The organism is Flavicella marina (assembly GCF_009193215.1).
Classification (GTDB): domain Bacteria; phylum Bacteroidota; class Bacteroidia; order Flavobacteriales; family Flavobacteriaceae; genus Flavicella; species Flavicella marina.
The window spans coordinates 57,584-78,383 of record NZ_VYVA01000006.1 but is presented as its reverse complement, the minus strand read 5'-3'; the positions used below and the strand labels follow the sequence as shown (position 1 = coordinate 78,383).

General features: G+C 34.5%; 15 protein-coding genes. 8 read left to right on the top strand and 7 right to left on the bottom strand.

The genetic code is table 11. The features are described 5' to 3' along the window. Positions 1–3: 3 nt before the first annotated feature. Entirely contained in the window at positions 4–624 is a 621-nt protein-coding gene (locus F6P99_RS12160) for an L-threonylcarbamoyladenylate synthase (RefSeq protein WP_152287765.1), read from the bottom strand. Positions 625–712: 88 nt separating this feature from the next. Here F6P99_RS12160 and F6P99_RS12155 point away from each other — a divergent pair, with 88 nt between their 5' ends. After that, positions 713–1,528: a DUF1853 family protein gene (locus F6P99_RS12155; RefSeq protein WP_193316073.1), complete on the top strand. Its 816-nt coding sequence runs from the start codon at positions 713–715 to the stop codon at positions 1,526–1,528. A 101-nt stretch (positions 1,529–1,629) separates the two neighbouring features. Further along, the gene (locus tag F6P99_RS12150) at positions 1,630–2,181 is read left to right on the top strand and encodes a DUF4494 domain-containing protein (RefSeq protein ID WP_152287763.1); all 552 of its coding nucleotides are present in this window, start codon (positions 1,630–1,632) and stop codon (positions 2,179–2,181) included. A 70-nt stretch (positions 2,182–2,251) separates the two neighbouring features. Here the strand turns inward: F6P99_RS12150 and F6P99_RS12145 are convergent, their stop codons facing one another. Continuing rightward, positions 2,252–3,868 carry a sodium/sugar symporter gene (locus tag F6P99_RS12145; protein WP_152287762.1) on the bottom strand — a complete coding sequence of 539 codons (1,617 nt, stop codon included), beginning with the start codon at positions 3,866–3,868 and terminating at the stop codon, positions 2,252–2,254. A gap of 356 nt (positions 3,869–4,224) precedes the next feature. Between F6P99_RS12145 and F6P99_RS12140 the strand changes: the two genes are divergently transcribed. The 3 genes from F6P99_RS12140 (at position 4,225) to F6P99_RS12130 (ending at position 12,533) form a co-directional block, all read left to right on the top strand. Continuing rightward, positions 4,225–10,428 (top strand): choice-of-anchor L domain-containing protein, encoded by a 6,204-nt coding sequence (locus tag F6P99_RS12140; protein ID WP_193316072.1) that lies wholly within the window; start codon positions 4,225–4,227, stop codon positions 10,426–10,428. Positions 10,429–10,528: 100 nt separating this feature from the next. Continuing rightward, positions 10,529–11,398: a lipoyl synthase gene (gene lipA / locus F6P99_RS12135; RefSeq protein ID WP_152287760.1), complete on the top strand. Its 870-nt coding sequence runs from the start codon at positions 10,529–10,531 to the stop codon at positions 11,396–11,398. Between the two features lie 181 nt (positions 11,399–11,579). Further along, positions 11,580–12,533: a lipid A deacylase LpxR family protein gene (locus F6P99_RS12130; RefSeq protein WP_152287759.1), complete on the top strand. Its 954-nt coding sequence runs from the start codon at positions 11,580–11,582 to the stop codon at positions 12,531–12,533. Here F6P99_RS12130 and F6P99_RS12125 read toward each other — a convergent pair. After that, positions 12,530–13,960: an ATP-dependent DNA helicase gene (locus tag F6P99_RS12125; protein ID WP_152287758.1), complete on the bottom strand. Its 1,431-nt coding sequence runs from the start codon at positions 13,958–13,960 to the stop codon at positions 12,530–12,532. The genes F6P99_RS12130 and F6P99_RS12125 overlap by 4 nt on opposite strands. Positions 13,961–14,123: 163 nt before the next feature. Between F6P99_RS12125 and F6P99_RS12120 the strand changes: the two genes are divergently transcribed. From F6P99_RS12120 to F6P99_RS12110, 3 genes are read left to right on the top strand one after another with little or no spacing between them, the layout of a single operon-like run. Further along, entirely contained in the window at positions 14,124–14,789 is a 666-nt protein-coding gene (locus tag F6P99_RS12120; protein WP_226913073.1) for a hypothetical protein, read from the top strand. Beyond that, positions 14,773–15,627 (top strand): DUF3822 family protein, encoded by an 855-nt coding sequence (locus F6P99_RS12115; RefSeq protein WP_152287757.1) that lies wholly within the window; start codon positions 14,773–14,775, stop codon positions 15,625–15,627. The genes F6P99_RS12120 and F6P99_RS12115 overlap by 17 nt, the downstream gene beginning before the upstream one ends. A 5-nt stretch (positions 15,628–15,632) precedes the next feature. Further along, a complete protein-coding gene (locus tag F6P99_RS12110) occupies positions 15,633–16,169 on the top strand; it encodes an RsmD family RNA methyltransferase (RefSeq protein ID WP_152287756.1) in 537 nt (178 codons plus the stop codon). Positions 16,170–16,207: 38 nt separating this feature from the next. Here F6P99_RS12110 and F6P99_RS12105 read toward each other — a convergent pair whose 3' ends face one another. The 4 genes from F6P99_RS12105 to F6P99_RS12090 all read right to left on the bottom strand — a co-directional run bounded on the left by F6P99_RS12105 (position 16,208) and on the right by F6P99_RS12090 (position 20,662). Further along, a complete protein-coding gene (locus F6P99_RS12105; RefSeq protein WP_226913072.1) occupies positions 16,208–17,557 on the bottom strand; it encodes a peptidylprolyl isomerase in 1,350 nt (449 codons plus the stop codon). A 1-nt stretch (position 17,558) separates the two neighbouring features. Continuing rightward, a complete protein-coding gene (locus tag F6P99_RS12100; RefSeq protein WP_152287754.1) occupies positions 17,559–18,413 on the bottom strand; it encodes a hypothetical protein in 855 nt (284 codons plus the stop codon). Further along, entirely contained in the window at positions 18,406–20,283 is a 1,878-nt protein-coding gene (locus tag F6P99_RS12095) for a peptidylprolyl isomerase (RefSeq protein WP_152287753.1), read from the bottom strand. The genes F6P99_RS12100 and F6P99_RS12095 overlap by 8 nt, the downstream gene beginning before the upstream one ends. Positions 20,284–20,380: 97 nt before the next feature. Then, a complete protein-coding gene (locus F6P99_RS12090; RefSeq protein ID WP_152287752.1) occupies positions 20,381–20,662 on the bottom strand; it encodes a DUF493 domain-containing protein in 282 nt (93 codons plus the stop codon). Positions 20,663–20,800 lie beyond the last annotated feature (138 nt).

Sequence of the window (20,800 nt, the reverse complement as noted above, 5' to 3'; positions counted from 1 at the left end):
GAGTTACAACACATCTAAGCTTCCCTTACCTTTTCTTACAACCTCAGGAGAATCACCTGTAACATCAATCACCGTGGAAGCGTGGTTGTCTCCATAGCCGCCATCAATTACCAAATCAACTTTAGACTGCCATTTCTCATATATCAACTCAGGATCTGTTGTATACTCTAATACCTCGTCTTCATCGTGAATAGATGTAGATACAATAGGATTCCCCAACAAAGAAACCAATTCTACAGCAATTGCATTATCTGGCACCCGAATACCTACGGTTTTTTTGTTTTTAAACCCGTTTGGCAAAGTTTTACTACTAGGCAAAATAAACGTGTACGCACCAGGCAAGGCCCTTTTTAACAACTTGAACGTGGAAGAATCTATTTGTTTCACATAATCAGATAGATTACTCAAATCTTTACAAATGATAGAAAAATTGGCCTTCTCTAATTTTACTCCTTTGATTTGCGCTATTTTCTGAAGCGCACTTTTATTGGTAATGTCACAGCCCAATCCATATACAGTATCTGTAGGATAGATGATCAATCCTCCTTTTTTCAAAACCTCAACCGCTTTTTGCATCTCTCTTGGATTGATGTTTTGTTCGTATAATTTAATTAACTCTGGCATATGCTTCAATTATAATGTAAAAGTAATCAATAAATAGTTGCGTGCCATAAGTTAGCTTTCCTTATTTTTACAGTTGAAACAAACAATTTTGGACACATCTTCTGATACATTCCTACAATACAAAGGTTTTGTAGAAACTCCGAGTATTTTCAAAGAATCCTCTTCTTTGATTCAAATAAAAGCATTTCATTTAGAAAACGAAATCCATAGTACCCCAACTGAAATCAACAACAACTTAATGCTTGGAAAGCGAGCAGAACAGTTTTTCAAACATCAAATAAATTTTTCTAATCGCTATACTATTGAATTAGAAAATATTCAAATCCAAAAAGACAAAAGAACTATAGGGGAACTAGATTTTTTGCTTCGAGAAAATAAAACACTTGAATTAACACATGTAGAAATAGCGTACAAATTTTATTTGTTCGACGAAAGTCAATCAGGAAATGAGATTGACAAATGGATAGGTCCGAATAGAAACGACAACTTTCACAAAAAATTAAATAAACTTGCAAACCAGCAGTTTCCTTTACTGTTTTTGCCTGAAACTAAAAACCAATTGCAACTGAAAGAAAAATTTATTCAACAAAAACTGTTGTTTAAAGCACAACTATTTATCCCCTATGGAAAGACAAATCTTTCATTTGAAAAAATAAACCTAAAAGCAATCAAAGGAACCTATTTAAACATCGATACATTTGTTTCATTAGATTGGACAAACTCTTATTTCCATGTTCCAAAAAAACAAAATTGGCTCATATCTCCAGAACTAAATACACAATGGGCCTCATATGAATCTAGCATTGAAGAAATAAAAAATAGTATTTCAAATCAGAAATCACCTTTGATCTGGATAAAACACACTGAAGACTCGACCGAATCTATGTTTATCACTTGGTGGTAAACTTGATCATTATTTAGCAAATATTTTAAAAGTTGAAACTCACTTATTTGAGTCAATAGTTTATATTTGCTCCTCTAATTTTTAACAAAAATCAAATTATTATGTGGTACGAATGTAAAATCAAATACAGCCGAATTGACGAAGACGACAGAGTAAAAACATTTAACCAACCTTATTTATTTGATGCTATGACTTTTACCGAAGCAGAAGCAAGAGTAAATGAAGAAATGTCTCAATACATATCAACCGAATTTAAAATAACGAATATTAAGGTTGCAAACTTCGCAGAGATCTGTCCGAATGAAGCTGGTGATCGATGGTTTAAATGCAAATTATCACATATTACCATTGATGAAGAGAAAGGAACAGAAAAAAAAGCAAACTCGTATATTTTAGTTCAGGCAAACGATGTAAAAGATGCTTATGATGTATTAGCTGCTAGTTTGACTGACACAGTAAGCACCTATGAAATTCCGAGTGTTGTAGAATCGCCTATTTTAGATGTTTTCCCTTATTATGATGGAGAAGAAGAGGCTCCATTAAATGAAGAAATACCGGAAAATTATCGTCCATTAGAAGCTACAGAATCATTCGACGATAATATATCTGAAGACGAAGTAAACGAAGCACTGGAAGAAGAGTTAGAAAACTAATTGCATTCGACTATTAAATAAAAAAGCCACTCAAATTGAGTGGCTTTTTTATGAACTTTAATTTTGATTCTTACCAGAACATTGCATACAAAGCAACAAGTACAATCATAATAGCAAAAGATCCAATATTAAACAATGGAGATGTTTTAAAAATCCCACTATTCAAATCAATTCCTTTTTTATCATCCGCACCTTTATTTTGCAATAAACTAATCGCAACAATAATTGCCATTGTAGCTAAAGCTGTTAATCCCATTTGATCCATCCATGGCATAGAAGTCATTTTGAATAAAACTGCAACCGGAATAGATAGTAATGCTCCCCAAATAGCAGCCTTGTTCGTTGTTTTTTTCCAGAACAACCCTAACATAAATACTGCTAAGATACCTGGACTTACGATTCCTGTATATTCTTGAATAAATTGGAATGCTTGATCAATACCTCCTAATAAAGGAGCCATAATACTAGCAATAATCAAAGCTACAGCAGCAGACAAACGTCCAACGTTTACAGTTGTTTTGTCATTTGCAGTTTTGTTAATGTATTGTTTGTAAATATCCATTGTGAAAATTGTTGAAGTTGAATTCAACATCGATGCCAATGAAGAAACAATTGCAGCTGCTAAAGCAGCAAAAGCGATACCTTTCAAACCTGTTGGTAAAAATTGCAACAACCATGGATATGCCTTATCAGCAGCACCAGATTCTGGCATATTCAACATTCCAACTTCTCCTAAGCTTGCCAATATTTCCGGATCATTTACAATTACATATGCAGCAATTCCAGGAATTACAACTATAAAAGGAATAATTAATTTCAAGGCAGCAGCCAACAAAATACCTTTTTGTGATTCACGCAAAGATTTCGCAGCCAATGTACGTTGGATAATATACTGATTGAATCCCCAGTAATATAAGTTTGCAACCCAAAGACCACCGACCAAAACACCGATACCTGGTAAATTCATATACTCAGGGTTACTTTCATCAAGTATCATATTAAATCGATCAGGAGCAGCTTTAAAAACTGTTACCATTCCTTCCCAAGCTCCTGCTCCTCCAGAAACAGTATTCAATGCCAAGTAGGTTGTAATGATACCTCCTAACACTAAAAACACAACTTGAATAATATCTGTCCAAGCAACTGCTGAAAGCCCACCATATAACGAATATGCCGCAGCGAACAACGACAATCCAATCACGGCATAAATCATATCGATTCCGATAATTGTTTCAATCGCCAACGCTCCCAAATACAACACAGAAGCCAAGTTTACAAACACATACAAACCAATCCAAAAAACAGCTAATATAGTCTTCAAGTTAGTTGAAAATCGTTTTTCAACAAATTCCGGAATTGTGTACAGTCCTTTTTCAATAAAAATCGGAAGAAAATATTTCCCTACAATTATTAATGTTAAAGCGGCCATCCACTCATAAGATGCAATTGCCAAACCTAGTGCAAAACCAGAACCAGACATCCCAATAAATTGTTCAGCTGAAATGTTGGCGGCAATTAAAGAAGTACCTATGGCCCACCAAGGTAGTGATTTACTGGCCAAGAAATAGTCTTCCGCATTTTTTTGGTGACCATCTTTATCTCTAGAAACCCATAACCCTACCCCTAATATTAGGACAGCATAGGCTACGAAAATAAGATAATCCCAAAAATGAAATCCTGTAGTCATAATGTTTATTTTAAGTTAGTATTTAAGCAAAACAAATATATCAATTTTATTTCTGTATGCAACATATGTTTAGACACTCCCAGTAAATTTAATGTCTGCCTTAGTAAAATCGTTCCTTAACTTATTATTTCCATGCCTCTTAAGTACCATAATTTTCTCAAAATAAAAGAAAACTAAATACTCTTTTAAAACATCTAGCAATACCCCTACTTAACATAAGTTAAAAAAAACAGCGCAATACCTAATAATAAAAGATTAATTAGTAAATTTAAGTCCCCAATTGTGAACTAATGCGAACCCGAACTACCCCATTTAAGGTCCATTTTTTTTGGATTCTACTGTACATCCCTTTTCTTTTGAGTGCTTCTGAAGTGAATACTCCAAAAAACCAGGACTTTTTTGACTATTCTATATATTTATTTGGGAAAAATATTGTCGATCAATATTTAAGTCCTTCGATTAATAATTCATCGACATCTTATTATTATTTTATGACAGATACTGATAGCGATGGCGTTACTGATGATATCGATTTAGATGATGACAATGATGGAATTCTGGATGAAGTTGAAAACAGCTGTGCAGTAATCTCTGGATATGACGCGTATTGGTCTTTTGATGATACGACTGATGACGCAACTATCAATAACTTTGATCTGGAAAACACACCTAGCAGCATTCTTTACAACGCAACGAGTATCAAAGGAAGTAAATCTTTTGAATTTGACGGAGCCACATTTTTACAATATAGCGATGGAACTTTTTTGAATCAAGAAATTGCGAATTTCACTTATTCATTTTGGATTTACCCAACAACACTTACAGGAGAGCAAATGCTAGCTGAAGAAGGTGCAACCGGACGTGGTTTCGCTATCAGATTAAACAACAACACATTAGAATGTGCCATCAACAACAACACTGAAATCAACGGGAACAACACCTTGTATGCAACTCCAACTTTTACCATTAGCAACACAAATCAATGGTACCATATTGCAGCTACCTTCGAAGCTGGTATTTTAACACTTTACTTAGATGGTGTATCATCTGGATCTGTTGACACACAAGAAAACACGTTAACAAATCATGGTAACGCTAGTGGATTTGGTGGTACGAACGGGAACAATGCATTTGGCTCAGGATCTACTAATTTCTTTACAGGTTATATGGATGAGTTTTACCATTATCCTATTGCTTTGACAATCGGTCAAGTCAACCAATTAAAAAATAGTGTTTCATGTACCCCAGAAGACACTGATAATGATGGGATATTTGACTACTTAGATTTAGATTCTGACAATGATGGAATTCCAGATAACATAGAAGCACAGGCGACTGGAAGTTACACACCTCCAGCATCAGATATACAGTCTACCTACGAGGCAAATATTGGTGTAAACTCTGCTTATTTGGGAGGGTTAACTCCACTAAACAAAGACAATGACGGACTTCCTGATTATTTAGATACTGACTCAGACAACGAAGGTGATAATGACACCGTTGAAGCGGGTTATGCACTATCTGGGGTTGTTGGTACTAATGGACTGGATAGCAATTATGATAGTACTGGCGACTATAGTGATCCCAATGGAACATTAGACGACCCAACATTATTACCCGACTCCGACAGTGACTTGAACTCTGGAGGAGATGTAAATTATAGAGATAATACAGTTTCGGTGCCATTTTCTTTTGTAAACAATGCATCCGCGGCAAACCTTGTTAGTAGCATTGAGGGGCCAGGTGTTACAATTTCGACTCCTTCCATTTCCACAGGAAACGGAACACAGTTCGGTACTTTCGTTGGAGCCATGCAAGGTATCGGATTAGAAATTGATGAAGGAATTGTTATGACTACGGGTACCGTAAACGAAACTTTCTCAACAAATAACGCTGGCGGAAGCACCACGAATCATGGTACATCAACTACAGATGTAGACCTTGATGTTTTAGCAAATGGTTCTATGAATGACCCTGCTATATTTGAATTCGAAGCCACTTTAGACGATTTTGCAACGGTACTCACAATTGACTATCAATTTGCCTCAGAAGAATACAACGAATACGTATGTTCAAGTTTTAATGATGTATTTGGGTATTTTGTTAGCGGTACGGGAATTTCGGGGACACAAAATATTGCATTAGTTCCAGGAACGTCAAATACCGTATCAATAAACAACTTAAATAATGGATCTGTTGGTTCTAGTGGAAATGTAGCTAATTGTGGTGATTTAACTCAATCCAGTTATTTCACAGATAATACAAATGGCAATATCACTATCGAATATGATGGTATTACAACTAAGATTAGAGCATCTGTTTCTGGACTTACACCTGGTGAAACTTATGATGTAAAATTTGCAATTGCTGATGTTACAGACAACTCATTCGATTCAGCAATTTTCATCAACTTAATTAGTGGATATGCAGATACTGATGATGATGGAATATTAAATGATGAAGATTTAGACGATGACAATGATGGGATTTTAGATACAGTAGAAGACGCCAACCTAGATAACGACAACAATCCACTTACAAATCCTACAGACACAGATAACGATGGGATTTATAATTTTTTAGACCTCGACTCAGATGGAGATGGAATTCCTGATAATGTCGAAGCGCAAACAACAGCCGGTTATATTACTCCGAATGGGGTGTATAATTCAAACGGTATCGACACCGCATTTCCTTCAGGATTAACTCCTGTAAACACAGATGGAGTAGACAATCCTGATTACCTTGACACAGATTCAGACAACGAAGGTGATGGCGATACCATTGAAGCAGGACTCACACTTACAGGAAATGTTGGTGTAAACGGTCTTGACAACAATATAGATAGCAATGACACCTATGCAGATGTAAACGGAACCATTGATAATCCGGAAAACTTACCTGATTCTGATGGAGATATTAATTCTGGTGGGGATGTAGATTTTAGAGATGCCTTGAGCAATGGTGATAACGACGGAGATGGAGTTAATGACACCGTTGATCTAGATGATGATAATGATGGAATTTTAGACACCGTTGAAGGGACTGTTCTTGACACAGATAATGACGGCATCAAAAACTACCTTGATCTAGATTCTGACGGCGATGGTATACCTGACAATATTGAAGCCCAAACTACGAATAACTATATCGAACCAAATAATGATGATGCAAGTACCTATACCAACAACAATGGAGTAAATTCGGCATATCTTGGAGGGTTAACCCCTATAATTACAGAAGGATCTGATGCAGATTATATCGATACTGACTCTGACAACGAAGGTGCTAATGACACTGTTGAAGCTGGACTTACATTAAGTGGCGCTATTGGAACTAACGGATTAGACAGTAATATCTATACGTCCAACGACTACACCGATGTAAATGGATCAATCAACGACCCTCTTCTATTGCCTGACTCTGATACTGATTTGCTTACTGGTGGTGATGTCGACTATAGAGATGACACGGTAAATGTTACAGCTGGTAGCGGAAACTTGCTATGGTTAAGAGCTGACGTCCAAGCCTCAGAAACTTCTTGGACAGACCAATCTGGAAGCAACAAAAATGCCACAAGCTCGACAAACAATCCTACTTTAAATTCGAACGGTGTAAACTTCAACCCTGTGATGGAATTTGATGGAATCAACGATTCTATGACAATCAATGGCGGAATTCTCGGCAATGATAGCTATAACAATCTTTGGGTATACGTAGTTTCAAAAACCAACACCGAAGAGAATTATTTATTCCAAGAATTCATTGCAAATGGAGAGGAATTCTACACCAATTTACCTTGGTCTTCAAATACATTATATTTTGGAATTTACGATAGTGATGGAGATATCAATGCTGACTGGGGCGCCACCTATGGCAATTATTACCTTTGGAATTTTAACCATAGTACTTCTGCAAGCAACCCTTCTGGCAACAACAAAGCAATGTACAGAAATGGTCTGAGGTTCGCAGACGCAGATACGCCAGATAATTCAGTACAAGGTAACAATCAAAATATGACGTTGGGCGTAGGTAATTTTAATACTACTGACTATTATTTTGATGGAGACCTTGCAGAAATAATGATTTTTGCCGACATTCCTACCGATGCTGAACAACAAAGCATTCAATCTTATCTGGCGATAAAATATGGTATTACCCTAGATAATACGAATACTAGTGGAAATATTACTGAGGGTTCATACCTACTTTCGAATGGTTCTACCATTGTTTGGAATTATGATGACAATGCTACTTTTCATAATGATGTAGCCGGAATTGGATTAGACCAAACAAGAAACTTCGAACAAAAACAATCGAAATCTATAAATTCAGATGCCTTGATAACTATTGGTCTAGGGGCTATAGCGAACGACAACACCTCTAACGCAAATTCATTTACAACTGACAAAGATTTCTTGATGTGGGGTAATAACAATCAAACAGGAACAAGCACTGCTACTTCGGTATTGTGTAGTTCTTCAAAAATCATGGACCGCGTTTGGAAAGTTGTTGAAACAGGTAATGTTGGTACCGTTCAAATTGCAGCCCCGGAAACAACAATAAGAAATGATTTAGATACGAGCCCTACCATTCAAATAGCTTTGAAAGTAGCCGATGACGAATCTTTATCAACCAACGTAGAATTTGTATCATTATCTGCCACTTCTATAAATGGGATTACACAATTGAGTGGAACATTTGATTTTAATGGTACTAAATATTTTACTTTCACAGAGGTAAATGGTATTACCTGGGTTGGTGCTATCGATGAAGATACAGGTGAAGATACAGGTGAATGGAATGGAGGTTCCTCTAGTTTAGTAAACGGTGCCCCAAATGATACTGATGACACTGAATTGGTAACCATAGACTCAAACGTTGGTGCTCATGCTGTTTTAACAGAAAATGTTGAAATTGGATGTTTATGGATCAAACCAGGATCTGTTTTAACAGTCAACACTGATAACTACCTTCAAATCGCTGGACAATTGCAATTAGATGGAGAATTGAGAATGGTAGGAAATGCCCAATTAATTCAGACACATTCTGGGACTTCACAAGTTACAGGTACAGGAAAACTCTTCATTGACCAAATGGCTACCGCAGAGAATGTTTATCGATATAATTATATTACCTCGCCAGTATCTTCTATCGGGAGTAATTCGTTTACTGTAGGAGATGTTTTAAAAGATGGAACGCAGCATACTTCAGCCACTTCAACACCATTAGACATCACATTTCAATCTTATGATGGAAATTACAACACCCTGAATGGTAGCAACCAAACAACACCGATTACAATCGCGAATTACTGGATTTACAGCTATATAAATGGATTAACTGGTAATTCTTGGATCCAACAAAAAGAGACAGGTACCCTTGAACTAGGTGAAGCATTTATTTTGAAAGGCCCAGGAGCTCCACAAAACTATACATTTGTTGGAACACCAAATGATGGAGATATTACAACTACCATTAGTGCAGGACACAACTCTCTTTTAGGAAATCCATACCCTTCTGCATTAGATGCAGATCAGTTTTTTGATGACAACCCTATTGCAGGTACTATGTATTTCTGGGAACACACTGGAGATGGTGGAAACCACACGCAAAGCCAATACCAAGGTGGCTATGGTACTCTAAACAAAAATGCAGGTGTAGCTGCTCCTGAACCGATTGATGGCACAGCTGGTCTAGGGGGAGCGACATATACTGCTCCACAAAGATATATACCAGTAGGACAAGGATTCTTCTTAAAAGCCGGAGATAATTCGGGTACAATAACCTTTAGCAACAACCAGCGCGTATACGAAACACTTGGTGCTAACTCTGTATTTTTCAAAGAAAAAACTAAAAAATCAAAAAATTTAGAAGTCATCAATAATACACCAGTTCTTAAAGTAGGATTTGACTACACCAACAACGAAAACATTGATTACCATAGACAAATTGCGGTTTCATTCAATAAAGGAAACTCATTTGATTATGATCAAGGCTTCGAAAGTCAGGTTTTTGACCTTTATGACACGGATGTCTATTTCAAATTTGACAATCTAAGACCCGCCTATGTGATTACAGGAATCCAAGAAATTGAAGATGATTTAGAATTCCCTATTACGGTAAAGATGGACTATGATGGAGTATCGTATCTTATGGCCGATGAAAAAATAAACATAGATAGACCAGTTTATTTAATCGACAAATTAGACAACTCTGAAGTTGAATTGACTGATACTCCAATAGCCTTGAACTTAAATAAAGGTCTGTATACAAACAGATTCTACATTGCTTTCAAGTCGCAAGAGACAGTATCAACCGAAAGCATCACCGAAAGAGATATTTTCGTAAAATACAACCCAGAAAACAAAACCATTGAAATCGTTAAAAATCATTCAATGTCAGTTTCTTCTGTTCAACTCTACAACACTTTTGGAACTGAATTAAAAGAATGGAAAGACAAAACTACTTTAGAAGTAAAACAACTTCCACAAGGAGTCTATATTGTAAAAATAAAAACTTCCGCTGGTGAATTAACTAAAAAGATAGCCTTGTACTAAAATCAATTTAAGAACGATAAAGTTTGAATTCTTCTTCTAAACACCAAAATTTTTAGTTTTCTAATTCGTAACTTTGCACCCAATTATTGATAGCAACATTATGGCTGAAGAAATTATTAAAGAAAATAAAGTAACCAAACCAAAATGGTTACGTGTAAAACTTCCTGTAGGAAAAAAATACACAGAACTAAGAGGATTGGTTGACAAATACAAGCTGAACACAATTTGCGCTAGTGGTAGCTGCCCAAATATGGGTGAATGCTGGGGTGAGGGTACTGCAACCTTTATGATTCTTGGAAACGTTTGTACTCGTTCTTGTGGCTTTTGTGGCGTAAAAACTGGAAGACCTGAAACGGTTGAATGGGATGAGCCAGAAAAAGTAGCTCGTTCGATAAAATTAATGAATATAAAGCATGCGGTTATTACCTCTGTAGACAGAGATGATTTAAAAGATGGTGGTTCTATCATTTGGGAAGAAACCATACAAGCTATTCGTAGAGCCAATCCGAATACGACACTGGAAACATTGATTCCTGATTTTCAAGGAGAAGAAAAAAATATCGATCGTTTGTTAAAAGCCGCGCCAGAAGTTATTTCTCACAATTTAGAAACCGTGAGAAGATTGACTCGTGAAGTTAGAATCCAAGCAAAATACGATCGCAGTTTGGCTGTATTAAAATATTTAAAAGACAACGGCCAAAGAAGAACCAAATCAGGTATTATGCTAGGTCTAGGAGAAACAGAAGACGAGGTAATTGAAACACTACATGATTTAGCAAAAGCTAAGGTAGATATTGTAACTATTGGACAGTACCTACAACCTAGTAAACAACACTTACCTGTAAAAGATTTTATTACTCCTGAACAATTTAAAAAATATGAAAAAATTGGCTTAGAGCTTGGTTTTAGGCATGTTGAGAGTGGTGCGCTAGTTAGATCTTCTTACAAAGCTCAAAAACATTTAGACTAAAATTAATTTTTGGCACGGTAATTGCAAATACCTTTTGGAAGGGAGTGGTTACCCTTTATTTCATAAATTAAGTTTGGTTAGTAAAAAAGCTCTGATTCTCAATCAGAGCTTTTTTGTATTTTCACATGATATTAATGATTCTTTCCTTACCCCATAAGTAAAGCATCAAAAAGACTACTTATTGAAAAAACTGAAGTATTACACTTTCTCAAGTCTCTTCTTGATACTTGGAGTACATTTATCATTTTCACAAAAAGCATTTACCAAAGAGGTAGGCTTGATAAGTGATAACGATTTATACACTTCTAGTTATTATGATAGGTATTACACAAATGGTACATTTCTATATTTTCGTTATGCATCAAAAAACTCGAGTGTTAAGAAAATTCATGAATTCCAAATTGGACACATGATGTATACACCGCAATTCGCGAACTCTTTTTTTCCTGAAGCCGTAGATAGACCCTATGCAGGCTATCTTTTTGCGAAATACAGTCATTTATTTTTTAGTCCAAAAAACTACGGATTAAAATCATCTTTAGAACTTGGCGTATTGGGGCCAGATGCCAGAGCTGAAGATATGCAGAATTTAATTCATCAGATCTATGGATTTAACCCAACTACTGGTTGGAATTACCAAATATCAAATACGTTCGGCATCAACATGGGACTTGTTTTCTTAAAACCTTTTAGTAAAACCTCGAAAAAAAGAATGGACTTTACTTCAACAACAACTCTTAAACTTGGAACCATCTTTACCGAACTCAACACAAATATTTACGCAAGAATCAACCTATTTTCAACCCTACTAAACACATACTCTAACTCAACATTGTTTGAGAGCAACCTGAATAGGATCGCAACTTCTCAAAAAAAAGAACTCTTTATTTTTATAAAACCTCAAATCGGCTATGCACTTCACAATGCAACCATCCAAGGGAGCCTATTCAAATACGATAGCCCTATCACATTTGGCATAAATTCATTTATTTACGAGTTAGAATTTGGATTGAAATATGCAATCAAGCGATTCGACCTATCCTATTCTGTAATAAAATACTCGAGAAAAACAGATGCTATTGAAGAAAAGATCAACACATACGGGCAAATAAAAATTGCCTACAAACTCAACTAATTCTGTTGAAAATCTTCATCTTGAAAACCTAGTAAATACAACTTTTCTTTAGCTCTTGTTAAGGCAGTATAGAGCCATCTAAAATAATCTTTACTCTGTCCATCAGGCAAATATGGCTTTTCAATGAAAATTGTTTTCCATTGCCCACCTTGCGACTTGTGACAAGTCATAGCGTATGAATACTTCACTTGTATTGCATTAAAATATTTATTGTTTTTCACCTCTAAAAGCTTCTTATACTTCGACTTTATATCTTCATAATCTTTTAATACTTCTTGATACAAACGATTCGATTCTTCATATGACAATGAAGGAGATTCTGAAAGCAACGTATCTAAAAGCAACACTGTTTCGACAGGTGGATGTGAAGGATAATCAATCAATCTTACTTTGACTTCCGCAAAACGGAAACCGTAAAGAGACACAGTTTTAAAAATCTCTAACACTTCAAAAGAATCTCCATTTGCGATAAAACTAATTTCAGAAGAGTCTTTTAACCAAAAATAATTATTTTTCACAGCCATCACATGATCACCAGGAGAGATTTCATTTTCTTTATCTAAAATACGTGTTCGTATTTGCTGATTGTATTGGTTAGCACGTTTATTTGAACGCACTATAATTGCAGTTTCATCAATTCCATTTTGATCATATGCCGTATGAATTGCATCTTGAATATCATAACTATCTACCAAACGAACCAAATCAGGAAAATCTAAAGTAAATTCGAAATCTGCATAAGAATCATTCGCAACAAACATTCTTAAATCAGTTGCATTACTTAAAATACCAGAATTTTTATGTTGTCTCATCACCTCGTCCAACTCGATCATTGTGACACTTTTATTGTAATGAAAACTTAAATTATCTTCATCTAAGGCTGGACTAACTTCTAATTTAACTGGCGGCAACTGTGCGGTATCCCCAATGAGCACCATCTTACAGTTCTTTCCAGAATAGACATAATCCATCAAATCATCTAACAAAGAACCATTATCAAATAACTTTGAATTACTAGGCGCATCTGGCACCATTGATGCTTCATCAACAAAAAAGATGGTATTGGTATGTTTGTTTACTTGTCTTACAAACTCAACTCCTCCATTCGACGTTTTTTTAGGGTGGTAAATTTTTTTATGAATGGTAAACGCCTTTTTTTTGGCATACACAGAAATTACTTTTGCCGCTCGGCCTGTCGGCGCAAGTAAAACTGGCTTTTGCCCTATCTTCCACAAATTATTAACCAAGGTACTAATCGTCGAAGTTTTACCAGTACCAGCATAACCTTTCAGCAGAAAAACCCCACTAGAATCCTCTTCAAATAAAAAATCAGACAACAACTTTAACAACTCATTTTGAGCACTCGTAGCCTCAAAAGGAAACGACTTCAGTAATTCTTTGTAAAAAACAGATGGGCTTTTAATCATACATTAAAAAAAACACAAAGATAGCCATTGATTTGTCCTTAAAAATTTTTATGGTTGAAAAAAAATTGTAGATTTGTCTAGATTAAATTTAAAACCTAAAATCACAATGATATTTACTTTAATTGCGGGTATTATAGCAGCAGTTGTCTTCGCTATATTAATTATGAAATTTGTACCGTTAAAACTTCAATGGTTAGTTTCAATTGTTCTTCTTTCTTTAGCAGGTTATTTAGGATATTCTATTTACAACAGTATTATGGGACCTATACGTTTTAACATAGAAAAGAAAGTCAGATACGCAAAAGTAATCGAGAACTTAAGAATGATTCGTGATGCGCAAGATGCACACAAAACGATTACGGGTAAATACGAAAGAAGTGGAGAAAAGTTAATTAAATTTTTAGACACTGCTCAATTTGCGATCACCAACACACACAATGAGGTAAAACAAGTAAATAAAGGAACTAAATGGCAACCTATCATGGTTGAGGTAGAAGAAAAAGTTACGGATACAACAGGCTACGAATCTGTAAAAGAGACGATGTTTAAAAACCGTGATTACACAAAAATGTTAAAGGTTCCTGGAACAAATACTGAGTTCAAAATCACTGTTGGTTATATTACGAAAGTAGCTGGCTTAGAAGTACCTGTTTTTATTGCAAAAGTTGATAAAGCTATTATTTTAGAAGGATTAGACCCACACCTAATTAGACAAGAAAAAGAAGCTATTGGTGGAGATGAAGTAAAAGGTGAATTCTTATCTGTAGGTTCTTTGGAAGAAGTAAATTCTAACGGAAACTGGCCTCCTTTTTATGACAAAAAGGAATAACAACATACGACTTAAAGAGGTTGAAAATACCGATTTAGAAGAAACTATATTATCCATCCAAATTAATTTGGATGGATTTTCTTTTTGCATCTATAATCCTTTAAACAACAAAATAGTAGTTTTTCAAGATTTTGATTTTGAGGAAAAAGCACTCACGCCGGAAAAACACCTCAATGCATTGACCTCTATTTTTGACAGCAACGAATTCTTAAAGAGAAAATTTAAAAAAGTAACAGTTATCCATCAAAATGAATTAGCAACTCTTGTTCCCGATGCTTTGTTCGAAGAACAACAACTGAAATCATATCTTCAGCACACTATAAAGCTACTTCCTATTGATTATGTTACTTACGATTCTATAAAAGAAATAGCAGCTAAAACAGTCTATATTCCGTTCGTAAATTTGAACAATTACTTATTCGGAATCTATGGTAGCTTTGAGTACTTTCATGTGTTTACAAAACTAATCGAGTCTCTTTCAGAAAATGCACTTCAAAAAGAAAGTGTGATTTTTGCAAATGTAAACGATACTAATTTTGAGTGTATCGCTTTTAACAAAGGGGAATTACAGTTGATAAACAGGTTCAATTTCAATACTGCTGAAGACTTCTTATACTATATCTTATTTGTCGCAGAGCAACTAGAATTCGATCCAGAATCATTTGAGTTGCAGCTTTTAGGAGACATTGAAAAACACTCAGAAATATTTGAATTGTGTTATCAATATATCAGAAATGTAAATTTCTACGAGATTGAAAACCAGAGATTAAATGAATCATTTAAAAACATCTCTAAACACCATCACTACTTGTTACTCAACCAAGAATATTCAGCATAACCCATATGAGAATAATATCAGGAAAATACAAAGGACGTAGATTAAGCGCCCCTAAAAACTTACCGGTTCGACCCACAACAGACATGGCAAAAGAATCGTTATTTAACATATTAAACAATAGCTATTACTTTGAGGATATCTCTGTTTTAGATTTATTTTCAGGAACTGGAAATATAAGTTTTGAGTTTGCCTCTAGAGGAACAGATAACATCACTTCTGTCGATCAACATTATGGTTGTATAAAATTCATCAACCAAATAAACAAAGAATTTGACTTCAACATAAACACAATCAAATCAGATGTCTATAAATTTTTAGACAAAACAAAGCTTCAATCAGATATTGTTTTTGCAGACCCTCCTTACGATTTTTCAAAAGAAGATTTTTCAAAAATTGCCAGTATTGTATTTGAAAAACAACTCTTAAATGACGACGGCCTTCTGATAATCGAACATTCAAATCAAACCGACTTAAGCGAGCATAAAAACTTTAGTTACCAAAAAAGATATGGTGGTAATGTATTTAGTTTTTTTGAAAACTAAACAAAAAAAAGAACGTTGTAAAAACAACGCTCTTTTTTTTAATGTTCCATACCCCAAGGGTACTCAAAACTACATTGCTGATTCGCTTCACCAATCTTCACAAAAGTTTCATCAACACGATCTTTGTACCATTTGGTCATCGTATCTTCTTGTTTCTTTTGTAAGGTCATCTGCTGAATTTTCACATAATCTTTTGTGAAATCTGCTTGATGCGCTTCTGTTTTATTACGCAGTAAAATAATCTTAAACATCTTAAGACCTTCTCTCGTTTCATCATAAAAAGGTTCTGAAATATCTCCTTTCTTCAATGAACTAACTCTACCATACAAAGCAGGATCCATACGAGTTAATTCAAACTTAGAATCATTCGATTGTGGGTTGATAATAATACCTTTGTTTTGTCTTGTACCTTTGTCTTGAGAATACTTTATAACAGCTTTCTCAAACGTTAGATCTTCTGCCAGAATACTATCTCTTATATTTGATATTTTTTCTTCCGCAGCTCTTAATTGTTTTTCATTTACTTTAGGCTGAATCAATACGTGACGTACATCTCGCTCCTGTCCTTTTATCTTTTCTAATTGGATAATATGGTATCCAAAATCAGATTTAAAAGGCTCTGAAACCTCTCCTTCATCTAAACTAAATGCAATTTCTTTAAATTCTTTTACGAATTGACTTTCTCGAGTTAATGTGTACTTACCACCATTCTGTGTCACCCCAGGATCTTCTGAGTACAATACCGCTTTCATACGCATACTAGAACCGTTTAAGATATCTTTTCGGATATCATTCAACTTTTCTATTACCTTATCATTCTCTTCTTTTGAAGGTGTGACATGCATTACTATTTGAGACATCTCTATTTCAGCACCAAATTCAGGTAAATTGTTTTGCGATTCTAAACTTCTAAAATAAACACGAACTTCTTCCGGTGTAACTGTAACCTCAGACACAACGCTTTGTTTTTCTCTCTGGATCAACATGTTCTCTTTTTCGATTTTCAACAATTCTTTTCGTAAATCATCTTCATCATCGAAACCATACATCGTGTATACCTTTTCGATAGAACCCAGTTGTTGTTTTAAATATGCAATATTTCGTTCAACTCCAGATTCAACTTCTACTTCTGAAACTAGCACACTATCAATCACCGCATGATGTGCCAATAATTTTTGCAGCATTATTTGTTCTAACATTTCACAGTCAGACAACTCAACCTTCCCTTCACTACTATTATAGACCTCCTGTTTGAATTTCTGTACATCAGATTCCAAAACAATATTTTCTCCTACTACCACTGCAACACCATCTACCTTGATTTTTTGTGCTTGCACACAAAAAAACATAAAAACCATTGGTAAAAGCAATATTGATTTTTTAATCATTTTAATATATTTCAAATTGTTTATTTTTTTTAGCGTCATCGATTAACACCTCTTCAACCTTGTTTATCAATTGCAACTTTCTCTTCTGAATTACCATTTTCTCAATCGTCTCAGAAATATACCTTATCGGTGCAATTTCATTTCTTTCCAAAACATCATTTATGTATATATAATACATATTACCATTGTGCTTTTTAGAAATTAATTTCTTTGGTTTTAACACCGTTGATTTATTATATAACTTCAAAACTGGTAATTTATTTTGGACATCTTTGTAACGAAACCACAAAGAATCACTCAAAAACGAAGATTCTAACTCTTCATTTTCTTCATCCAACATAAATAAATCATTTCGAGACTTCGACACTAACATTCTTTTATAGGTTAGTCTTTTCTTATGTGTCGGTTTCACCTCAATATATTTAAACTTCACCAACTCCTCATTAATTCGAAAACTCTCTTTGTTTTCATCATAAAAAGCAACCATCTCTTCATAAGAAACCACAGTGTCTAGCTCTTTGGCAACCAATGCTTTTTTAAAAGAATTGATAAACAAATCTTCTCTATACCGCTCAACCAACAACTCTAATTCTGCATTTTTTTCAGGCAAGTTCACTCGAGCCTTTTCCATGAGAAGTTTTTTCTTGGCCCAAGATTCAATAATATTAGCTGCAACAGCAGCACTATCGTTTTTGGAAATATTATCAGGAAAAATCAACTCAAGATCTTCCTCGTGCAATTGGTAAGTACCAACCTTCGCAATTATTTTTGATGATTTTTTCGGTTGCTTTTTGCTTAACAAATCACAAGACGAGAAAATCAATAAAACCGCTAAATAACCAAATAATTTATTCACTATAAACTTCCATTTCAGAGGCCAACTCTTTTACCCTACGTTTGTATATCTTAACCTTATGTTTATTGCGCAAACCAGTCAACCATTTTTCTTGAATTTCATTTTGATAATCACTTGTCACTTTTCCTTTAACATCATCAAATTCTTCTTGTTTCGCTTCTTGCACTTCGAAAACTTTAACAAGAACCGTATAGTCTCCATCCTTAAGAACAGAAATTGCGCCTAACGAATAATCTACTCCTTCTGGGAAAATTGCATTGTCCTTTTCAAAGCTACCACTTTTTAATAAAACATTTTCCACAGCAACCATTTCTTCTTGAATTACGCTAACGCTATCAGCTTTAGAAATTGTTGCCTTTAGCGTAGCTACCTGTTTAGAGTCTTTCGTACTTACAATAGCTGATGTATAAAGTGCTGGCTTGATATAGTCAGTTTTATGTAATTGATAAAACTCTTGCAATCCTATGGTATCATTTTGAGCTTTATCCCAGATTTCTAATTTCATCAAATCAAACATCAACAACCCGTATTTATACTCTTGAAACAAATACTTAAATTCTTCGTTCGTTTCTTCAAGATGTTCTTTGTAATAATTTAATATCTCCTCATCTAAAAAAGGTTGAAAATTTTCAAGAGCTTTTTTATGTCTCCTATTCATGATATACCCATAAAAATCTTTTTGCATTAGGGTATCTTTTTCTATAGTTATCAGCCATTTATTTATACTGTCATTAACCGTAAAACTAGGATTTTCGAAATCTTTTTTTGCTGCTTCGTTTATTTGAATCGCATATTCTTTTTTAAGTCGAACCAAAACTGGATTCGCAAGTGTCTTCGACCTTGAATCTCTTTTGGTTTTTTGACGAAATTCTTTTTCTACAGCATCAAAACTTTTTACAGGGTAATGTTGAATGTATTTTACAATATGCCATCCATAATCCGTTCTAAATGGATTCGAATACTTATTGTTTTCAGACAACTCAAAACTTTTTTCTCCGAAGGGTACCGGCATGGCACCGATCGTAAACTTATTTAGTCTTCCGCCATTTTGAGCACTTCTCTTATCATCAGAGTATTTTTTTGCCAACTCTTCAAAATTATCTTCCTTTAAAAGTTCTCTGAAAACTTTATCGATGGTCTGAGCACCAGCTGCTGTTGTATCTCGAATCATGATATGAGCTACTTCCATCTCACCTTGAGAATCTCTGACATCCGTAACTTTTAAAATATGATAGCCGAATTGAGATCTAAAAATCTCAGAAACTTTTCCTTTTTCTGTCGCATACGCAGCACATTCAAAAGGATACACCATTCTAAAAACAGAAAAATATCCTAAATCGCCTCCATTACTTTTAGCACTAGGATCTTGAGAATTTTCTTTAGCTACCTTTTCAAAATCTTCGCCTTGCACAATTCTGTCTCGCAATGCCGAAATTTTTTGATAAGCAGCTACTGTATCTGTTGCGTTTTCCTCTACTCTAATTAAAATATGACTTGCACGAACTTCAGTTAAACTGCGTTCGTATGCTTCTCTAGTCAAACTATCTAACTGACTATCATCATTTAAATAAGGTAAAGCCAACTGATTTCTATACCTCGCCAACTCTTCAATATACGAAGACACCGTATCTAATTGCAATGCTTCGGCTTCAAGTATTTTTAGTTTATAATCGACAAAGAGTTGCATGTCATCATCAATACTTGACGGTTCGTTTTGAATTTTCAAGTTTTGGTTTTTACCAAACAAACGTTTGAACTCAGATGCATATACCGGTTCTTTGTCTATTTTTAATAAAACTTTTTCTTTCTGTGCTGTAACAACTAAAGAAAACAATAAAAAAATCGAAAAGGTTTTGAAATTTTTAATCATAAAATTTTTATTAATACTGGTCAAAAATAAGGATAATTAGGTTGATATTTTAGTTTTGAAAGATATCTTAAGACTAAGTAAATTCGTGTTAAATAAATCACAAAGAAATAATACCCTCTATCGAAGAAACTTCTTGGTATTTGGCAATTACTTCTTCCGAACTTTTCACTTGTACTCGAATCGAAACACTTACATATTTATTCGTTTTTGAAGCTTTTGTATTGATAACTGCCCCACTTATATCGAAAATGGTTTTCACTTCTTGCAATTGATTTTTTGATGTAGGTACAATAAATTTATAAAGATAGGTTGATGGAAACGTAGTTGTTTCATCTAAACTCTTCTTCAACTTATCATAAAACTCTGATTGTTTGCTCATTATATTCTATTTTCTTTAACGAATTGATTCAATTTTCAAGGTTGACAAAATTACATTAAAACTACGACTTATTAAAGTGTTACAAAAACGAATATTACTCATAAGAATATCATGCTTTTTCGGAGCTAAGCTGATTCA